Source organism: Flavivirga rizhaonensis (assembly GCF_004791695.1).
GTDB lineage: Bacteria > Bacteroidota > Bacteroidia > Flavobacteriales > Flavobacteriaceae > Flavivirga > Flavivirga rizhaonensis.
The window spans coordinates 16,570-36,502 of the sequence record NZ_SRSO01000027.1 but is presented as its reverse complement, the minus strand read 5'-3'; the positions used below and the strand labels follow the sequence as shown (position 1 = coordinate 36,502).

General features: G+C 32.2%; 23 protein-coding genes. 6 read left to right on the top strand and 17 right to left on the bottom strand.

Going from position 1 to position 19,933, the window contains the following annotated elements; genetic code table 11:
• The first annotated feature begins 116 nt into the window (after positions 1–116).
• The 5 genes from kdsB to EM932_RS16740 are packed head-to-tail and all read left to right on the top strand — an operon-like array spanning position 117 to position 3,893.
• A complete protein-coding gene (gene kdsB, locus EM932_RS16760; RefSeq protein WP_135878359.1) occupies positions 117–845 on the top strand; it encodes a 3-deoxy-manno-octulosonate cytidylyltransferase in 729 nt (242 codons plus the stop codon).
• A gap of 44 nt (positions 846–889) precedes the next feature.
• The gene (locus tag EM932_RS16755; RefSeq protein ID WP_135878358.1) at positions 890–1,594 is read left to right on the top strand and encodes an HAD family hydrolase; all 705 of its coding nucleotides are present in this window, start codon (positions 890–892) and stop codon (positions 1,592–1,594) included.
• Positions 1,595–2,212, top strand: coding sequence for a CatA-like O-acetyltransferase (locus EM932_RS16750; RefSeq protein ID WP_135878357.1), 618 nt, complete (start codon positions 1,595–1,597; stop codon positions 2,210–2,212). It begins immediately after the preceding gene.
• A gap of 48 nt (positions 2,213–2,260) precedes the next feature.
• Positions 2,261–3,343 carry an iron-containing alcohol dehydrogenase family protein gene (locus tag EM932_RS16745; RefSeq protein ID WP_135878356.1) on the top strand — a complete coding sequence of 361 codons (1,083 nt, stop codon included), beginning with the start codon at positions 2,261–2,263 and terminating at the stop codon, positions 3,341–3,343.
• A 1-nt stretch (position 3,344) separates the two neighbouring features.
• Positions 3,345–3,893 carry a 1-acyl-sn-glycerol-3-phosphate acyltransferase gene (locus EM932_RS16740; RefSeq protein WP_135878355.1) on the top strand — a complete coding sequence of 183 codons (549 nt, stop codon included), beginning with the start codon at positions 3,345–3,347 and terminating at the stop codon, positions 3,891–3,893.
• 225 nt (positions 3,894–4,118) lie between these two features.
• Here the strand turns inward: EM932_RS16740 and EM932_RS16735 are convergent, their stop codons facing one another.
• Positions 4,119–6,713 (bottom strand): zinc-dependent metalloprotease, encoded by a 2,595-nt coding sequence (locus tag EM932_RS16735; protein WP_246041122.1) that lies wholly within the window; start codon positions 6,711–6,713, stop codon positions 4,119–4,121.
• Positions 6,714–6,847: 134 nt separating this feature from the next.
• Here EM932_RS16735 and EM932_RS16730 point away from each other — a divergent pair, with 134 nt between their 5' ends.
• Positions 6,848–7,576 carry an NYN domain-containing protein gene (locus tag EM932_RS16730; protein WP_135878354.1) on the top strand — a complete coding sequence of 243 codons (729 nt, stop codon included), beginning with the start codon at positions 6,848–6,850 and terminating at the stop codon, positions 7,574–7,576.
• Between the two features lie 531 nt (positions 7,577–8,107).
• Here EM932_RS16730 and EM932_RS16725 read toward each other — a convergent pair.
• The 16 genes from EM932_RS16725 to EM932_RS16655 form a co-directional block, all read right to left on the bottom strand.
• The gene (locus tag EM932_RS16725) at positions 8,108–9,100 is read right to left on the bottom strand and encodes a Gfo/Idh/MocA family protein (protein ID WP_135878353.1); all 993 of its coding nucleotides are present in this window, start codon (positions 9,098–9,100) and stop codon (positions 8,108–8,110) included.
• Positions 9,101–9,125: 25 nt separating this feature from the next.
• The gene (locus EM932_RS16720; RefSeq protein WP_135878352.1) at positions 9,126–9,845 is read right to left on the bottom strand and encodes a YebC/PmpR family DNA-binding transcriptional regulator; all 720 of its coding nucleotides are present in this window, start codon (positions 9,843–9,845) and stop codon (positions 9,126–9,128) included.
• 99 nt (positions 9,846–9,944) lie between these two features.
• Complete coding sequence (locus tag EM932_RS16715) at positions 9,945–10,238, bottom strand: 4a-hydroxytetrahydrobiopterin dehydratase (RefSeq protein ID WP_135878351.1); 294 nt, start codon at positions 10,236–10,238, stop codon at positions 9,945–9,947.
• 60 nt (positions 10,239–10,298) lie between these two features.
• Positions 10,299–11,141: a sugar nucleotide-binding protein gene (locus EM932_RS16710; RefSeq protein ID WP_135878350.1), complete on the bottom strand. Its 843-nt coding sequence runs from the start codon at positions 11,139–11,141 to the stop codon at positions 10,299–10,301.
• 20 nt (positions 11,142–11,161) lie between these two features.
• Positions 11,162–12,244 (bottom strand): glycine cleavage system aminomethyltransferase GcvT, encoded by a 1,083-nt coding sequence (gene gcvT, locus EM932_RS16705; protein ID WP_135878349.1) that lies wholly within the window; start codon positions 12,242–12,244, stop codon positions 11,162–11,164.
• A gap of 386 nt (positions 12,245–12,630) precedes the next feature.
• Positions 12,631–13,341: an aromatic aminobenezylarsenical efflux permease ArsG family transporter gene (locus tag EM932_RS16700; protein ID WP_135878348.1), complete on the bottom strand. Its 711-nt coding sequence runs from the start codon at positions 13,339–13,341 to the stop codon at positions 12,631–12,633.
• Complete coding sequence (locus EM932_RS16695; protein WP_135878347.1) at positions 13,342–13,779, bottom strand: nitrophenyl compound nitroreductase subunit ArsF family protein; 438 nt, start codon at positions 13,777–13,779, stop codon at positions 13,342–13,344.
• Between the two features lie 18 nt (positions 13,780–13,797).
• The gene (locus tag EM932_RS16690) at positions 13,798–14,775 is read right to left on the bottom strand and encodes a permease (protein ID WP_135878346.1); all 978 of its coding nucleotides are present in this window, start codon (positions 14,773–14,775) and stop codon (positions 13,798–13,800) included.
• Complete coding sequence (locus tag EM932_RS20965; protein WP_170179831.1) at positions 14,768–14,932, bottom strand: hypothetical protein; 165 nt, start codon at positions 14,930–14,932, stop codon at positions 14,768–14,770. Before EM932_RS20965 ends, EM932_RS16690 begins: the two co-directional genes overlap by 8 nt.
• Before the next feature lie 14 nt (positions 14,933–14,946).
• The gene (locus EM932_RS16685) at positions 14,947–15,183 is read right to left on the bottom strand and encodes a thioredoxin family protein (protein ID WP_135878345.1); all 237 of its coding nucleotides are present in this window, start codon (positions 15,181–15,183) and stop codon (positions 14,947–14,949) included.
• Between the two features lie 51 nt (positions 15,184–15,234).
• Entirely contained in the window at positions 15,235–15,540 is a 306-nt protein-coding gene (locus EM932_RS16680; RefSeq protein WP_135878344.1) for an ArsR/SmtB family transcription factor, read from the bottom strand.
• A gap of 114 nt (positions 15,541–15,654) precedes the next feature.
• On the bottom strand, positions 15,655–16,977 hold the full coding sequence (locus tag EM932_RS16675) for a DUF3570 domain-containing protein (RefSeq protein ID WP_135878343.1): 1,323 nt from the start codon (positions 16,975–16,977) through the stop codon (positions 15,655–15,657).
• A gap of 25 nt (positions 16,978–17,002) precedes the next feature.
• The gene (locus tag EM932_RS16670) at positions 17,003–17,215 is read right to left on the bottom strand and encodes a DUF4266 domain-containing protein (protein WP_135878342.1); all 213 of its coding nucleotides are present in this window, start codon (positions 17,213–17,215) and stop codon (positions 17,003–17,005) included.
• Positions 17,212–18,168, bottom strand: coding sequence for an FAD:protein FMN transferase (locus EM932_RS16665; protein WP_135878389.1), 957 nt, complete (start codon positions 18,166–18,168; stop codon positions 17,212–17,214). The genes EM932_RS16670 and EM932_RS16665 overlap by 4 nt, the downstream gene beginning before the upstream one ends.
• 25 nt (positions 18,169–18,193) lie before the next feature.
• Positions 18,194–18,634 carry a thioredoxin family protein gene (locus tag EM932_RS16660; RefSeq protein WP_135878341.1) on the bottom strand — a complete coding sequence of 147 codons (441 nt, stop codon included), beginning with the start codon at positions 18,632–18,634 and terminating at the stop codon, positions 18,194–18,196.
• A gap of 360 nt (positions 18,635–18,994) precedes the next feature.
• A complete protein-coding gene (locus EM932_RS16655; RefSeq protein ID WP_135878340.1) occupies positions 18,995–19,870 on the bottom strand; it encodes an AraC family transcriptional regulator in 876 nt (291 codons plus the stop codon).
• Between the last annotated feature and the right edge of the window lie 63 nt (positions 19,871–19,933).

Genomic DNA, 19,933 nt, shown 5'->3' with positions numbered 1-19,933 from the left:
CAATAACGGGAGGTATTGTTTGTAATTTTTATGTTGCCAAGAAAGTTTCAGTAATATAAAAGCAAAACCTAATGATAATTATTCTATTTTTGAATTAGATACTGAGCTTAATTATTATGAAAATAATTTCAATGATTCCTGCGCGTTACAGTGCATCGCGATTTCCAGGAAAACTTATGCAAGACCTAGGGGGAAAAACGGTCATATTGCGTACATACGAAGCCACTGTAGCTACTAATTTGTTTGATGGCGTCTTTGTTGTTACGGATAACAAAATTATTTATGACGAAATTGTAAGTAATGGAGGAAAAGCCATAATGAGTAAGAAAGAACATGATTGTGGTAGCGATAGAATAGCAGAAGCTGTCGAATTTATGGATATAGATATTGTTATTAATGTTCAAGGAGACGAACCATTTACAGATAGAGAGTCGCTAGCGAAATTGATTGAAGTTTTTAAAGAAGATCATGATAAAAAAATTGATCTAGCGTCCTTAATGGTTCATATCACAGATCTGGATGAGATTAATAATCCAAATACTGTAAAGGTGATTGTAGACCAATCAAATTTTGCACTTTATTATTCTCGAAGCCCAATTCCTTATCCAAGAGAAAAAAATGTAGGTGTGAAATACTATAAGCATAAAGGCGTTTATGCTTTTAGAAAAGAAGCTATACTTGATTTTTATAAGTTACCTATGTTGCCATTAGAAGCTTCAGAAAAAATAGAGTGTATTCGTTATTTAGAATATGGAAAACGAATTAAAATGATAGAAACAGATATTGAAGGTGTTGAAATTGATACACCTGAAGATTTGGAACGTGCCAAAAAATTATGGAAATAGTTAGTGTTGAACTTGCTTCAGTAACTTAATTAAAAGAAAATTAATTGATAAAAGAATACGATAACATAAAAGTGATCGGCTTTGATGCAGATGATACCCTTTGGGTTAATGAAACTTATTTTCGTGAGGCAGAAGAAGCATTTGGGAAATTATTATCAGACTATGAAACCCCAAATAAAATAGATCAGGAATTATTTAAAATGGAAATACGCAATTTACCTATATATGGATATGGGGTTAAAGCTTTTGTGTTGTCTATGGTTCAATCTGCTTTAGAATTATCTAACTATAATGTGTCCCATAAAACAATAGAAGAGATTTTAAATATTGGAAAAAGGATGCTTGAAAAGCCCGTAGAATTGCTTGATGGTGTTGAGGAAGTGTTAAAAGTATTATCGAAAAAATATCGTTTAATACTTGCTACAAAGGGTGATTTGTTAGATCAAGAACGCAAATTAGAAAAGTCTGGCCTTACAAGCTATTTTCACCATATAGAAGTATTAAGTGATAAACAAGAAATTAACTATTCTAAATTATTAAATCATTTAGAGGTTAAACCATCAGAATTTTTAATGATAGGTAACTCTTTAAAATCTGATGTATTACCATTGGTGAATATCGGAGCTCACGCAGTTCATGTACCCTTTCATACTACTTGGGCACATGAAGAAGTTACTGAAAAAGATACGAACGGAAAGACTTATAAAACGATAAGTAGTTTGCGAGATGTTATAAAATTATTTGAGTAGTTGAAAATTATAGATATAAATACTTGGAATAGAAAGCAGCATTACGAGCATTTTAGTGGACTAAAAGACCCCTATTTTGCTGTAATAATTCCTTTTAATGTTACTAAAGCATATAGGTTTTCAAAAGGAAATAACAAAAGTTTTTTTGCAAAGTATTTACATGATTGTATGAAAGCTATAAATGTGGTTGATAATTTCAGGTATAGAATAGAAGATGAAAACGTAGTAGATTATAATGTTATTCACGCATCAACTACAATTATGAGGTCTAATAAAACATTTGGCTTTTCATTTGTTGAATATAACGATGATTTGAATATTTTTGCAAAAAATATAGCAAAAGAAAAAGAAAGAATTGAAAATTCTACAGCACTATATCCGCCTCAAAACGGATTAAACTGTATACACTGTTCTGCCATGCCCTGGCTTCATTTTTCAGGACATAAAGAACCTGTTTCTGGAGTATTGGATTCTGTACCAAAAATTGCATTTAGCAAAGTAACTCAAATCAATGACGAATTAATTATGAATGTTTCTGTTAACGTAAACCATGCATTAGTTGATGGCTATCATGTTGGTTTGTTTTCAGAAAAGTTTCAAGAATATTTAAACGAATAAAATTTAAAATAAATACTATTTTTACTTTTTGTAAAAAAAACCTGTTAAATGAATTATAAAAACTTTCCAATGGTGCCAAGAGTTATTTTTGGCAGAGGTAGTTTCAATCAGTTAAACGAAATTTTGACCCCAAAACGTTTAAACATCAATGCGCCTTTTATTTATTTGGTAGATGATGTTTTCAAAAACAATTCTTGGTTAACTTCAAGAATACAGTTATCATATGAAGATAAGATTATTTTTATTTCTTCAAAAGAAGAACCAAAAACGTCTCAAGTAGATGAGTTGGTTGAAGAAATTATTTTATTAACAAAGGAACGTCCGTCTGGAATTATCGGAATAGGAGGTGGGACACTTTTAGATCTAGCAAAGGCTGTTGCTATTATGCTAACTAATGAAGGCGAGGCTAAAGATTATCAAGGCTGGGATTTAGTTAAAAATGAAGGGATATATCATGTTGGTATTCCAACTATATCAGGCACAGGAGCCGAAGTTTCTAGAACAACTGTCCTTACCGGACCGCATAAAAAGCTAGGTATAAATTCGGATTTTACTCCATTTGATCAAGTTGTATTAGACTCCGAACTTACAAAAGATATTCCAGTAGATCAATGGTTTTATACAGGAATGGATTGCTATATTCATTGTATAGAGTCATTAAATGGCACTTATTTAAATGCTTTTAGCAAAAGTTATGGTGATATGGCCTTAGACTTATGTAAAGAAATCTTTTTAAATGGTGATCTTGCAGAGATTGAATCTCAAGAAAAATTAATGATGGCTTCTTGGCATGGCGGTATGAGTATTGTTTATTCCCAGGTAGGTGTTGCTCATGCAATGAGTTATGGCTTGTCTTATTTATTAGGTACAAAACATGGCATTGGTAACTGTATCGTTTTTGATCAGTTAGAAGAGTTTTATCCAGAAGGCGTAAAGCTTTTTAAGGAAATGAAGCAAAAACACAATATTGAGTTACCCGTTGGTATTTGTGCTAATTTGTCGGATGAGGAATTTAATACAATGATTGATATCTCACTAAGTTTAGAACCACTTTGGGAAAATGCCTTGGGGGGAAACTGGCAAAAAACAATAACTCGAGAAAAATTAAGAGCCCTTTATCAAAAAATGTAGTATGCAATGGCTAGCCAATCTTCTTTATTTTAAATTATTAGGATGGAAAGTCGTTGGTAATACCCAAATATCTAAAACCTTAATAAAAAAAGCAATTATAATAACCGCACCACACACAAGTTGGCATGACTTTTATATTGCTGTTTTGCTACGTTCTGTATTAGACATAAAAACAAATTTTATTGGTAAAAAAGAATTGTTTGTATTTCCAATAGGATGGTTTTTTAGAGCATTAGGAGGCATTCCAATAGATAGGCATACTAAAGAAAAAAAAGTAGATATAATTGCTAAATTATTTGAGGAAAAAGAAGAATTCAGGATGACTTTAGCGCCAGAAGGAACACGTAAAAAGGTTGATAAATGGCGTACAGGGTTTTATTACATAGCTAAAAAAGCCAAATTGCCCATTATAATGATTACACTTGATTTTGAAAATAAACAAAATAAAATTTCAGAACCTTTTTACCCTACAGATAATTTGGAAGCTGATTTTAAGTTCATGCGTGATTATTTTATAGGTATAAAAGGAAAGATAGTCGAATATTCTTGATATTTTTTGAATTTATATTGAAAGTGGCACAGAATTTGAAAACTATTTATTGTAGAAATGAAACATAAAGTAAACAATTCATTTGTTCCTAAAAAGAAACATTTCTGCTCCATAGAAACAAAAGCTACCTCATTATTTATGTGGTAGCTTTTTTTATAGCAATTGGTCTCGACTGTATTTGACCTGAATTGTGATGTAACTTATAGTTAAGCTAACAATTTTAAGCTACTTAACTTCTTTTAAAGCGTTGTCAATAAGTGTTCTCAAATGTTGTTTATGGGCTCTAGATGATATATTTCCTGTGTTAGAAGCCATGGTTTTAATGTTTTTTAAATTATATAGAGCCATAGACTTTGCATTATTGGTATATCTGCTATTTTGTTTCCCTGTAAGCATATCTATAAGCATATTAGTATATTCCAGTTGTAAATTTTGCCTAAAAGAGTTTATATTATAATAAATATCGGCTTTGAAAATAGCACGGTTTAAATCATTCATAAAAGTAGATAAACTATAGGTGTTGCCATATAATTCTGAATCAGTAATTCTTTGCAGTGTATTAGGGTGTAATATATGATTTAGTACATTTTTTTGATACCCTAATACCTGTCTATGAATTTTAGGATCCTCTGGGGTTCTAAAATCGTACCCTCTTCTTTGCATTGCTAAATAATTATATAAGTCATTAGGAGCATTAAAAGCATCAGGGGCAAACACATATTTACTTAAAGCAGCCATGGCTCTTTTTTGATCTGTTAAACTTACTGGTGTATAGGGTTGTTTTTCCCCTTTTTGTTTGGCCATAGCCCTATCTACATAAACCCCTCCAATAAATCTTGAGATCACATTAGCAGCACTTCCTCTTTGTCCACTTAAGATATAATAGGCTTGCCTTAATTCTTGATAAGATTGGCCAGACTTAGTAAACTTATTTTTTATACCAGCCATCATAGTATTAATTGTTTCAAAACGATCAATAGAATATCTAATTTGGTCGTTAGACATATCTCCAACCATAACTCTTGGGTCAATAGCTTTACCTGGAGAGCGCATATCATCAGCGTCATTGCCAAAAATAAGCTCTGGTTTGGTAGATTGATCTAATAATTCTGTTCTTTCAAGCTTAGTTTTAAAAGGTGTATATCCAAATTGGATAGCCCAAACATCATAAGGACCAACAGCCGTATCATAGTATTGACCTTGTTTTGTTCTGTCTTTTGTTATGTTAATAGCCGCATAATCCATCACAGAGCCTGTTAGGCATTTACCTTTAATAAAATCGGCGTCAGCTAATTGTTCTGGAGAGAATAATTGACTTGCTTTCATGTTATGATTTAATCCCAGTGTATGCCCAACTTCGTGCATAATTAAAGCCGTCATAGCTTCTTTTTTCATGCGTTTCATTTCTAAATCTGTCGCATTTGTAGCTTTTAACACCGTATTTCCAAAAAGCGTATTTTCATGCATAATATGACCTAAAGAGCAATACATGTTGTCATCTTCTTCAGTCTTTGAATTCTCAAAAGTATCATGCAATGAAGTCAGATCAAATAATTTGTCATACATCACTCTGTTGGTAAAATGTACATATTCTAGCATGATATCTGCTCCTAATATCTGTCCAGTTTTTGGATTCACAAAGCTTGGTCCATAACCACCAAAAGGAGGTTGAGGAGACGACGTCCAACGCAATACGTTATAGTTTATATCTCCGGCATCCCAATCGGCATCATCCGGTTGAATTTTAACAGCCATAGCATTTTTAAATCCGGCTTTTTTAAAAGCTACATTCCATTGCAACACTGCTTTTTCTATGGTTTCTCGCCATTCTACAGGCGTCGAATTCTCTATCCACCATGTAATAGGTTCAACAGGCTCAGAAATAGCTGCATTTGGATCTTTCTTTTTTAAGTTCCAACGGTGTACTAAATCCCGATATGGTGTTGAGCTAGTTGACGTTTGATCATCTACTTTGGTAGTGAAATAGCCAACTCTAGGATCATCATATCTAACTTCATAATCGTTTTCTGGCATAGCTATTAAGCTATGAAATACTTTGATACTTACATTTCTTCCATCCGCCAAAGCATTTGACCCTCTATTTAAAACAGAAGGGGATGAATATACATATTCTACCGCTAGATCTGTGTTATTATCATAATTACGAATCGCTTTTATTTTAGTCTTTGTTTTATTTAAACTACCTAATTTAAAAGCTGTGGGAGGCCTTCCTGGGAAATTTGGTCGCTTAATTTGAGACAGGGTCTCAGCTAAAAATAGTTTATCAGCCTTTATTAGGTAAAGCCCCTCTTTTTTGTCATGGCTTTCAATTTTTATACTTGCCATGTTTCCGTTACTAATATTAGCGTCTTTAGATTTTGAAAGCGCACTTTCCGGGTCAAAGTAAAACGATGTGTTTTGTGTTATAAATTCAATTTTATCAAAATATTTTTCAATTTTAAACACTTTAGAACCTCTATAAGATCCTCTAATGATTCTTCCTGCATCCATTACACCGTCAGCAATTTGGCTGAAATAGATGTACTCTTTGTTTAGTTGATCATCAGAAATAATCATTTGTATAGTTCCTGTTATGGTATCCTGATAAATAGGAAATAAGCCGTCAATTTTTTTACTGGATTTAACGAGGTCAGTAATTGTTTTTGCTTTTTTCTTTTCAGGTTTTGCAACAACTTCTACTTGATTCTTTTTCTTTCCTTTTTTTCTTTTTTGAGCTTGAGCATTTTCAGATACAGAAAAAAGCATCAGCATTAAAACAAAACAAATAAGCTTTGTTGCCTTTAAATTTCTAAGTGTCATATTATTATTTGTAATTGATCGCGATAAAATTAAAAATAAAGAGCTGCTTATATCTATATAAAATGTTAAAAGAAACCTAATGTTCTATATTTTAAAAAGATATAGTAGATAATATATTACTATCTTTAAGCATTATGATAAAAGACACTAAGATTGCCGTATTAATTGATGGAGATAATATTCCATCAAAGTATATTTCTGAAATGATGGAAGAAATAGCAAAATACGGTACACCAACAATAAAAAGAATTTACGGAGATTGGACTAAGCCACACCTTTCTAAGTGGAAAAGCATACTCCTTGAAAATGCTATTACACCCATTCAGCAGTATGGTTATACTACAGGGAAGAATGCTACAGACTCAGCTATGATCATAGATGCGATGGATATTTTATACTCTGAGAAAGTAAATGGCTTTTGTTTGGTGTCCTCTGATAGTGATTTTACCAAATTAGCAACACGATTACGAGAAGCTGGTATGCAAGTTTATGGGATGGGAGAGAAGAAAACACCTAATCCGTTTATTGTTGCTTGCGATAAGTTTATTTATCTGGAGATTCTTAAAAAGGATCTTGAAAAAGGTGATAAAGAAGGTAAATCTAAAAAAGATAATTTATATAATATCACCCCTAAGGTTATAAGGCTTCTTAAAAATTCAGTATCAGATGCTGCCGATGATGATGGCTGGGCATTTCTTGGTGATGTTGGCTCTTTAATACTAAAAAAGCAGCCTAATTTTGATTCCAGAAACTTTGGTTTTGATAAATTAACACCTCTTTTTAAATCGTTAGACAATTTTGAAATGGAACAACGTGATCAAAGTAATGGACGGTTTAAATTAATTTATGTTAGGAATAAGTAAATCCACTCTGTCGATATTTTTGTTTTAAAGCTGTTTTGTTATTCCTGCCTTTCGTTTTCGCTCAAGATAAACTCTAGAAGGAATCCATTTTTGGATATGTAATGTTAAATCATTTGTAACGTGATTTCGATATATCGCAAGCTAATACCAATTCTCATTTGAAATAACCGTAATAAAACACCCTTTTTCGCCTTCTACTTCAATAGAAAAAGAAACTGTAACTAGGCTATGCTTTATTTTTATATTTTGTATAAAGCAAAAAATATTATTTTATTTTACAGTAATTCCAAACAAGAAATGGTATAATAGTCATGTATTTAAATATTTTAGTAATGAAACTATGTCATTCCGAAGGAGGTACGAGGAGGAATCTCATCCTTCTGAGATGTCTCGTCGCTCATGCCTCGCTCTGTCATGACATAACCGCTATTTGTCTATTGAAGTTTATATCGGACTCACGTTTGTAAGTTTGTCGTAAATAATAACGAGATTCCTGCCTTACTGAAACAAGTTCAGCATAAATCGCAGGAATTATTCCCCTAAGATTTTGTCCATAACCCAACTCGTGTGAAGCGCAGAACTTCCAAGAGAAGGATGGATATAGTTTTTTTTGATAAGCATATCTCTCATGCCTTCTACATGATGAAGTTGTATGTGTTTTGGGTTTTCTATAACCAACTCTTCACTCTTTGTATCACTGTTTAATATGATTGGATTGTCATGGAAAACAGAAAATTGAATGGTTCCTTTACTTCCAAAAATTTGAACTTTATCACAATGATCCTTGCAACCAAAATTCCAACTACCAGCTCCGGTAATATCATTTTTATGTATCCAGCAGGCTGTTACAGCATCTTTTGAAGTGTAAAAGTTTTGTTGATTGGCGCTTAAACCATGTGCATTTTTTATATCACCTAGTAGGTAAGTAAACAAATCGAGTCCATGACTTGCTAAATCATCAAAGTAACCACCCATTGCTATTTTTGAATCTGTTCTCCAATTGTATGATTTTGATTTATCCAAATCGCTAGCAGGTTTACTTAAATGCCAATCTATATGCCTAACGTCTCCTACATACTTGTTTTCTAACCAATTTTTTACTTGATTAAATCGAGGTAATGATCTTCTGTAATAAGCAATAAATAAAGGTAAATTTTTACTCTTGAAGGCATTGTATATTTCCAAGCTGTCTTCATAGGAGGGAGCCATAGGTTTTTCTATACAACAAATTTTTCCTGCGCTTGCAACTTTTAGGGCATAAAGTTTATGTGTATCAGGAGGTGTTGCTATGTAAACAGCATCGATTTCAACATCATTAATTAAATCATCGGCATTTTCATATACCTTTTCTACATTATGTCTTTGTGCGTAATCCTTAGCTTTAGCAAAATCACGCCGCATAACAGCTGTTAATTTAAAACCTTCTGTTGCTTTGTATGCAGGGCCACTTTTAACTTCTGTTACGTTTCCACAGCCAATAATTCCCCATTTAATTGTTTTGTTAGAGTCTTGAGAATTGTACATGTGGTTTTATTGAATAGTTGAAAATTTACTCAGCATTTTCTTCCATGGTATGATATACGTTCTGCACATCATCATCTTCTTCAAGCTTTTCTAAAAGTTTTTCAACATCTGCTGCTTGTTCCTCGTTAAGTAGTTTTGTTACTTGTGGAATACGCTCAAAACCAGAAGACAAAATTTCAATTTCTCGAGTTTCTAATTCCGCTTGAATGGCTCCAAAACTTTCAAAAGGCGCATAAATTAATATACCATCTTCATCAGCGAAAACTTCTTCTGCACCAAAATCTATAAACTCCAATTCGATTTCTTCAGGATCTAGACCTTCGGCATTGATTCTAAAATTACAGGTATGATCAAACATAAAAACGACCGATCCAGATGTTCCTAAGCTACCATCACATTTATTAAAATAGCTACGAACATTGGCAACGGTACGTGTATTGTTATCGGTAGCAGTTTCAACTAAAATGGCGATTCCATGAGGTGCATATCCTTCAAAAATAACTTCTTTATAATCACCTTGGCTTTTATCACTTGCTTTTTTTATAGCACGTTCTACATTGTCTTTAGGCATATTAACTGCCTTTGCATTTTGTATAACGGCTCTTAAACGGGAATTACTAGCTGGGTCTGGGCCACCTTCTTTTACTGCCATAACAATGTCTTTACCAATACGTGTAAAGGCTTTGCTCATTGCAGACCAGCGTTTCATTTTCCTTGCTTTTCTAAATTCAAAAGCTCTTCCCATAATATAATTTTTTATTTTCATTCCCTTGAAGACGGGAACTTGTTTTGTATATAAATAATTTAGATTCGCAAAGTTAAAAAGCTAGTTGTGAAAAACAAATTATTCTTCATCTGGTTCAACAATAGATTCTATAGCTTCAGCTAATTTAAAATCTTTGTTGGTCACTCCTTTGGCATCATGGGTTGATAGTGAAATGGTAAGTATGTTATATGTATTAGACCAATCTGGATGGTGGTTTAATGCTTCACACTCAAAAGCAATTCGACTCATGGCGCTAAAGCAGTCTTTAAAGTTTTCGAATTCAAATTCGGCGTGAATGGCATTATCATAATAATCCCAATCTGGAAAGTGTAATAATCGTTTTTCTATATCTTGTTCTGAAAGTTTACTCATAAGTATATGTTTATGTCCATGTAATTTTACTAATTTAAAGATTTCAGAGATTAAAATCAATTATAATTTTAATTCTGATAGGATTTGTTGACTTACAAGTTGTAAATGTTTTGGTAATAGGTTATACTTTGGTAGTACGGCTAAATATCTATTGTCGTTAGTCGTATAAACATTTTTATAAGTTACTTTTTTGTTATTCAATTCGAAGGCATCAACGGTTTCTTTTATAAAATCGTCATGATGCACTAAATCACTACTTCCCAAATGAAAAATACCAGACTTATTTCTATTGATAATATAATGAATTTGTTGTGTTACTTTTAAATCGTTCGTTACATTCATGATTAGGTTTGGAAATACTTCTATAGGTTCTTTTTCTTTTATATGTTCTTGTATTTCCAATATTCTGGGAGATTGTGCTCCAAAAACCATTGGCAATCTTAAAATAGCTACTTGTTTTTTGGGCATACGTAATAGCATGTTTTCAATTTTAATTTTGAAATGTCCATAAATGCTATTGCTTAAGGTTTTATCGGTCTCGTAACTTGGGTATTTACTATAGGCATCAAAAACATTCGCCGAGGATATAAAAATGAGTTTTATTTTATTTGTAAACACATATTCTGCCAGATGTTGATGTGCTACTAATTGTGCAGAAAAGTCACCGCGAAGTGCCGAAATAATAATGGTAGGCTTAACTATTTCTAATATTTCATAAACATCTTCTTCTTCAATATTATATTGAAAAAGATGTTTGTTTTTTTCATACTGTTTATTTGAAGTATTGTAGGTTCCAAATGTTTTAAAATAGGAGCAGAGTTCTTTATATATGGCACCACCTAAAAAACCACTGGCTCCTAATATTAAAATTCTATGTTTGCTTTCTTTCTCCTGCCTCTTCATTTATAGAACATGCTTTTCTTTTAGCTTTTATAAAACGGTAGTTTGATTACAGTTGCGGGAACAGCATTTTTACGTATCTGAATGTTAATTTTACTATTAACATCTGTAAAAACGGTTGGTACATAACCTAAGCCAATACCTTTGCCTAGCGATGGAGACATGGTGCCCGAAGTTACATGACCTATTTTATTTCCATTACCATCAACAATATCATAGCCTTGTCTTGGAATACCACGTTTATCTAATTCGAAAGCAATTAATTTACGTTCAGCACCTCGTTCTTTTTCTGCTTTTAAAGCTTCAGAATTAGTAAACTCTTTTGTGAATTTTGTTATCCAACCTAAACCAGCTTCAATAGGAGAGGTGGTATCGTCGATATCATTTCCGTAAAGGCAATAACCCATTTCTAAACGTAAGGTATCACGAGCGGCTAACCCTATAGGTTTGATACCGTAATCTGCACCGGCTTCGAATACTTTGTCCCAAATTTGTTTTACTTCACTATTCTTACAGTAAATTTCAAAACCGCCACTTCCTGTGTATCCTGTGGCTGATATAATGACATGTTCTATCCCCGCAAAATCTCCAACTACGAAATTGTAGAATTTTATTGCGGATAAATCATGACTGGTAATTGATTGCATGGCTTCTATGGCTTTTGGACCTTGAATGGCAAGTAACGAATAGTCTTCACTTAAATTGCGCATGGTAGCACCAGTATCATTTTTAGACTGAATCCAGTTCCAGTCCTTTTCAATATTACTTGCGTTAACAACCAATAGATACGCGTCTTCTTTTATTTTATAAATGATTAAATCGTCTACAATTCCACCATTATCATTTGGTAAACAGCTGTATTGTGCTTTGCCTATGGTTAATTTAGAGGCATCATTACTAGATACCTTTTGTATTAAATCCAATGCATGTTCTCCTTCAATTAAAAACTCACCCATATGCGATACATCAAACACGCCAACAGCTTGTCTTACCGTTTCATGCTCTATATTCACACCTTCGTATTGTACAGGCATATTATAGCCTGCAAAAGGGACCATTTTAGCTCCAAGTGCTTCGTGAGTTAATGTTAATGCAGTGTTTTTCATTTTATAGTGATTGAAATATTGTCGAGCAAAACTACATAAATTTTACTTGATTTTTATTATCAAATTTTTGTTAAAAATGTAAAGTATTGACATTTTGTTAGTGCTTAAATGCGTTATTCGTAACTATAGCTTTTAAAATGAAGAAATTTTTAATTTTTATTGGGCTTTATTTTTTTCAAAAGGTCTTGTCCTTAAATATGGTTATAGTAGGTAACGGTCTTGCAAATAAACTCTAAATTTTCAGTTTAGAACTTAACAGCTAAGGTTTTGAAACAGTCTGAACCGGTTTTGTATATGTAATAAAGTAGCGAATTTTGTGTACTAACTTTTCAGTAAGCAAGATACTTAACTCAAGATAAAAACGGTTCAGGTTGGCACCTAAATCGCTATTCCAATATTCCCGTGAAAATGAAAACATAGTATAATCCAGTCATAATAAAAGTGACAGCAGCAACAGTTCGCATTACTTTTTCGATTTTGGTAATTCTGTTGTAGAAAACGCCTACTTTTCCTGTGGTAAATGCCAATAAATAGGTGAAAAGAATTACAGGTAACCCTGTTCCGAATGCAAAAACAATAGGTAAATAAAGACCGTTTGCTGATGCAATAGTCATTGGTATTAACATACCAAAAAATAATGCTCCACTATATGGGCAAAATGCCAAAGCAAAAATTACTCCTATCAAAAAGGAACCTAGCAGCCCTTTATCTTTAAATTTTGCGGAAAGTTTTTCTTGAAAATTCGATTTGCCTAAAAAATTAAGCTTAATTACATTTAGCATTATTAAGCCTATAACTATCAATAAAGGTCCTAAATATTTCTCTCCATTCTGATTGAAAAATCGAGCAATGTGGAATTTACTTGCACCAAGATATAACACCAAACCTATTGAGGTATAGCTGAACCCTCTTCCTAAAGAGTAAAGCAATCCGCTTAAAAACACTTTCCGTTTACTGGAAATATTTTTAGAAATAAAAGCTGTTGCAGTTATGTTGGTCGCCAAAGGACACGGACTAATGGCTGTCATTAATCCGAGTATAAATGCCGATAATATTGGGATTTCATAATTCTCTAAAAGCGACTGCAAAAAATCCATTTAGAGTGTTTTTAATTCCGTGTCTATTTTAGATTTCAGTTCTTTTGAAAAGGCTTCTTGGTCATTCCCCTCCATAAAGGCAAAATCAGTTAAATTTATTTGGGTTTCCTTTCCGTTTTTTATCACATTCAAGAATAGGGATGTTCCAGATGCCTCAAATTTTTCAGCAATTTTCTCGTTTTCCTTTTCATCTACATTGATAACCTGAAGCGTAATTTTATCTTCTTTCAATTCCGTTGCAAAATAAGTGTTCAATGTGTATTTTGTATTTGCTTCAATTGCATTGCACGTCATACATCTGTGTGTTGAGTGAAAATCCAGAATTTCAATTTTTGAAATGGATTTATCTAAAGAAGTTGCTTTGTTTTTATCTTGACTATTACAAGCTGTCAGTATTAGACTTATAACTAAAACTGTGAAAAATTTAACTGGTTTCATTTTTTATTGATTTTTGGTTTATAATATGATGTTAAATAAATATCCTGAAATGATGATGCAAAGTGTAACGACAGCAAAAAATATGGCAATGAGTTTTAAAGTCATTACTTTTTTTAAGAGCATAGCTTCTGGTAACGATAAACCAACAACTCCCATCATAAAGGCGATTGCAGTTCCTAACGGAATCCCTTTAGCTACCAATACCTGAACTACTGGAAGTATGCCTGATGCGTTCGAGTACATAGGAATAGCCAAAATGGTTGCAATAGGAACAGCAAAAAGATTGTCCTTGTCCATATATTTTTCAAAAAAACCTTCTGGAATATATCCATGCATTAATCCGCCAATTGCGATGCCTACTAAAACATAAGGAATGATGCCTTTAAGGATTTTTAGGGTTTCTGTCCAAATAATTGATAAACGTTGCTTAAAGGTTTGATTTTCTGCCTGAAATATATCTTGTTCTCTTTGGGCGTTTGCTAATACCTCTTTTACCCAAGGTGTTAGATAGCATTCTAATTTTAGATTTTGAAGTATGATACCTGATATTGTACCTAATAATATACCACTTACCACATAAATGATTGTAGTTTTGAAACCAAATAAGCCGGCAAAAAGTCCAATTGCAACTTCATTGACCAAAGGTGAAGTAATCAAAAAAGAGAAGGTGACACCTAAAGGAATTCCACCTCTTACAAAACCAATAAACAAAGGAACTGATGAACAAGAACAAAAGGGTGTTACTACACCAAAAAGACTTGCCATAAGGTATTCCAATCCGTATAATTTATTTCTTGATAGATAATTTTTTACTTTATCTATGGGAAAGTAACTATTAACGATTCCCATAAAAAAGATGACAACAAAAAGTAGGATTAGAATCTTTGTGGTGTCATAAATAAAGAAGTTTAAGGCTTCTGCTAAATGCTGTTTTTTGTTTAAATTAAGAACATCATAGACCAACCAATCTGCTATGTTTTGTACCCAATCAAACATTTTTAATCGTGTTAATAGTACCCGAAATGAAACAAAGGGCAGGATTTTTCAAAGTTTCAACAGTCTTTGAAGCTGTGCCAAAATCTGTATTTGATTGCTTTAAGTGAACAACTGCATCTTGATTTGAAATGGATAAAGCTTTGATATGATAATTCATAGTAGGCTTTTGTATTAGTTTAAAAACGCCAATACTTCATCTTTTGAAGGGACTCTGCCCTTTATTGTAATCGCGTCATCTATTACTAAAACTGGTGTGGTCATTACGTTGAACTTCATAATTTCTATGATGTCCTCGACTTTTTCAATTGTAGCATCGATATTGTTTTCTGAAACTACATCTTGAACAATCCTTGTCATTGATTGACACTTAGGACAACCTGTCCCTAAAATTTTAATTATTTTGGTCATAATATTTATATTTGTTTATCGCCAATAAACGATTTGATTATTAAAAAAATATCAATCAAAAAATTGCTGAAATAACGTTTTTGCAGTTTTCCAATTATCTTGATTAATACAGTATTTTATTTTGGGTGGTTTTAATTCTCCTTGTATCAAACCTGCATTTTTTAATTCTTTTAAATGTTGAGATACTGTTGATTGAGATATGGGTAATACATCAACCAAATCCCCAGTGAAACAACACGATTGATTTTCAAGATATTTTAAAATGGCAATTCGTGTAGGATGTGCCAAAGCTTTAGCAAATTTCGCCAAAGCTTCGGTATCTTCCTTATATTCTATATGTTCTAAACTTCTTTTCATAATGTTTATCGCAAATATACGATAGGTTTTTAAAATGAAATGCAACTAATGTTACATTTTTCTATTTTTTGTCAATGAGATGAAACTGCTTATTTCTCTTGTCTTTTTCGCTAATTAATCCATTATAAACTTAAATCCAGCAGTAATTATATTAGAATTAAAATTGGTATCTCTGTCATATTGATAAAATTTTAAATCAATACTTTTCAATCCTAATTTCCAAATATGTGCTTTGGTAAAAATATCAGTATAAGAAATTCCAAAACCTAACTGATTTGCTGAATATTCAGATAAATCATAATCGGACGTGTAGAATTCATTAGATGATAATGCCATTTCATATGGGGCAAAATAATCTGCTGCTGTTTGATTATAAAAGCGATAAGAAGGGTATAAAGTAAACTTATCTGTTATCTTTATTGGAACTTCAATACTTGCCGTATGAGAAGTGATCCCCCAATCATCAAAATAGTACCGGTAAAATGTTCTTAGTGTAAAAGTTTCGTTTAAATACCAGTTTAGTCTGCCTCCAATGGCAATTTTGAATCTATTATCTGGTAATTGTTCTATAGCATCAGCAAGCTGAAAGTTATTTATAAATGAATCTGCTATATCTGCAAAATACACTCTTTGAAAAGGGGTAGATAATAAGCCTTGTTGTTGAACTAAATCTAGAGCTAATGAACTTTGTATGTTTTTATGTAAGATTTGTGAAAAACTAAATCCCAGAGCATATGTTTGACGTCCCTCATTATCAAATTTACTAAAAATTGGATTGTAATTTGAATTTCCTGTAATTGTATTATTTGTAAAGAGGTTATCGTTTAAACCGTTCCCGCCATTGGTGAATGGTCTTAATTCGGTAGGGTAGATGGCATTCCAAGTATCGATAAATACGTTGGTGTTTATGCTTAATTCAGTGTTTTTCTCATTGAATAGTTTGGTGTACGAACCTCCGAATCCAATAGAAAAATAGTCATACTCTGTAGATATAGAAACTTTTGCGGACCAAATGTCATTACGATCATCAGAACTATGACTATAACTTCCGGTAAGATTTGCCCATAAATCACTGCTAGATGCACCCGATGATGCTTGAAAGGGATCTGCTGGTCCATCATCAAAAGGATCTACATTGCTAGAAGACGCAGATGTGTATGCAGATATTCCAGTATCTATAGTTAAGATATCATCATCGTTCATGGGAATGGAAACCACAAATGTTCCTGTAATATCTGTTAATTCTTCAGTACCAATACCACCACTAACAGCGGCATTATCACCATCCTGACTATAATAACTAGTCAAAAAATCAACTTCTGTAGTTTCGAGTACACGCTTTTTATAGGCTTTATTTGAGTCTTGATCTTGCTGAGCAATACTTATAAAAGGTACCAGTAAAATACTAGTTGATAAAAGGAGTTTTAATATATTCATAAATTTTTGTGATCCGATGTTTAAATTAATTACAGCCACAGCCTCCTCCGGTTTTTCCTCCGTTTGCACCCACAGCAGCTTCTCTATAAGAATGCATTGTAGTTATATTACGATCGCATTTCATATCGGTTAGAGCCATATCAGGATCATTAATATTTACCTTTTCATACTCTTTTACGACAACACAGCTGCTTAAAAAGCAAACAACAAATATTACAAGTATAAACCTCTTTATCATAATTTTTCTATTTCTATATTATTTGATTTTAAGATATTTCCCTTATCATCAATAATTATACATTCTATTTTTGGCAATTGATTAATGCGGTCTAACCCTGTCTCTATACCCATTACAAATACAGAAGTGGCGAGCGCATCTGCTAGTTCTGCTTTAGGTGCGAAAACAGTAACGCTTATAATACCACTTGAAGGATATCCTGTTCGTGGATCAATTATATGACTATATCTCTTACCATTAAAAGAGACGAATTTCTCATAGTTTCCGGAAGTTACAACCGCACCATTTGTTATTGGTAACAAGGCAAATACTTTATTTTTATTAAGTGGGTTCGTTATAGCGACTTTCCACATATTACCGTTTGGTTGCCTGCCCCAAGTATTCATATCTCCCGAAGCATTAATGATACCTGAAGGGACTCCTTTTGAGATTAGTAAATCTTTTGCTTTATCTGCAGCATATCCTTTTCCAATGGCTCCAAAACCAATCTTCATTCCTTTAATTTTGAGAAATACGGTACTATTGAACTTGTCTAAAATAATATTATTAATTCCTACTTTAACTACCGAAGCCTTAATATCTTCCTTAGAAGGCATTTTAGTCATACTGCCATCAAATTTCCAAATCCTGTCCATTGAAGCATAACTAATATCAAAAGCACCATCTGTTAATTTTGAAATCTCTATGGCTCTCTCTATCAAATTAAAAAGCTCTGTATCTACTTTAACTGGCTTAATGCCTGCATATTTATTTATTTTGTATGTCTGAGAGTTTTTGTCCCATGAAGAAATTAATTTTTCTATTCTGTCAATTTCTGCTATAGCTGTATCAATATGCGTATTTGCCTCAATAGAATCTTTGGCAACTACAGTAATATCAAAACGACTCCCCATTAATTTAAGTGTTCGTTTGAATGGCTGTTGTGCTATACTTACTATTGTAAATAACAGCATAAATGCAGGTAATAATTGTTTCAATTTATTTAATAAAACTATTTAATTCTTCAATATAACTAGTAGGTGTAGTCTTTTTATAACTTGTTTGGCCTAATACTTTGCCATGATTATCTAAAACAACAACAAATGGGAAAATACCATTTTTATTATAAGTTTCTGCTAATTTAGTATTTGCTTTGGTTTGAAGTTCTGTTAAAGCATGTTTCTTTTTCCTTGGAAAATCGGCCTGCAACATGACATAATTATTTTTTGCATAGCTTTTAAATGCATCTGTACTCCAAATTTCTCGGTCTAATTTAATGCAAGGCGCACACCAATCGGAACCTTGAAAAACCAATACAATAGGTTTATTTTCTTTGGTTGCAATGTCTTTCGCCTTTTCAAAATTTGTCTGCCAATCTTGTGCGAATATTGTATTTAAAGTTATAAATACAACTATTAATGTTAATATGCCTGTTTTCATTTATGTATTTACATTAACGTGAGCTCAATATATTAAAACTTAACAATCAGTTGTTTAATTGTTTTAATAAAGAAACTATGTCATTCCGAACGCTACGGAGAGTAAAATATATTTTACTTGAACGTATATAGCGTAGCTATTGAGGAGGAATCCCATCATTATGAGATTTTTCCTCGCTCATGCTTCGCTCTGTCGAAATGACAAACACTTGAAAATCATTGATTTAATATTGTTTTTCATAAAAAAATTAAATCGAACCGACGTTACATTATCTAACATTTAACGCCTATATGTTTTATTTAGTATTAGGTCTAATACACATTGTACTTTATATGAGAGAAAAAGTATTACAATAAAACATTATTGATAACTTTTTTTAAAATCTAAAGGCGTACTATTTGTTTTTTGCTTAAATACTTTAGAGAAATATGCATAATCTTGGTATCCTAATATTTCTGAAATAGTAGATAAAGAGTTTTTAGAATGAACAATTAAACGTTTAGATTCAAGGATGACCCGTTCTGTGATTAAATCGGTGGTCGTTTTTCCTAATGTAGCTTTTACAATTCTATTCAAATGTTTGGAAGTAATATTTAGTTCATTAGCATAAAATGTAGCCGATTTTTCTGTTTTGTAATATGTATCAACGATCTTTTCTAAATGCCTTAATGTTTCTATGTATGTAGCTGATGTTATATCTTTTATGGGTTCAAATATATTGTAGAGTCTTGCTAAATCTATATAAACGGTGTTTATAAGACTTGCTATTTTTTGTTTTTTATAGGTTAAGCTTTTGTAATACTCGTTGTTAATGTTCTTAAATGTTGATTCTAAATATACAATTTCATTTGAATTTAAATGGAGTGTAGGTATATTTTTGTATGAATAATAATAAGGGAATTGTTCTAGTTTACTTTTTGAAAAATGAAGTTCATAGAAGTTCTGAGTATGAAAAAAAATGTATCCTTCTGGATTGGTATCAAATTTCCAATAATGTGTTTGGCCTGGTCTTAAAAAATACACGCTGCCAGGCTTTACAGTGTAGGTGTTAAAATCTATTTCATGAATACCAGACCCTTTGGAGAATAAAACACATAGAAAAAAATCATGCCTATGCGGCTTATTGAAAAAACCTTTATTCCTTTCCAAATGACTTTTTAGGTCGTTACTGTAGAAGTCAGACATGGGTACATCTTGCTCAAATTGCTGAATGTTTAAAATTGGAATAGATTTCATAATGTTGATTATGTCTTAAAAGTACAAAAAATGGCGCATTATTTATGAACTCTATTTTTAGGT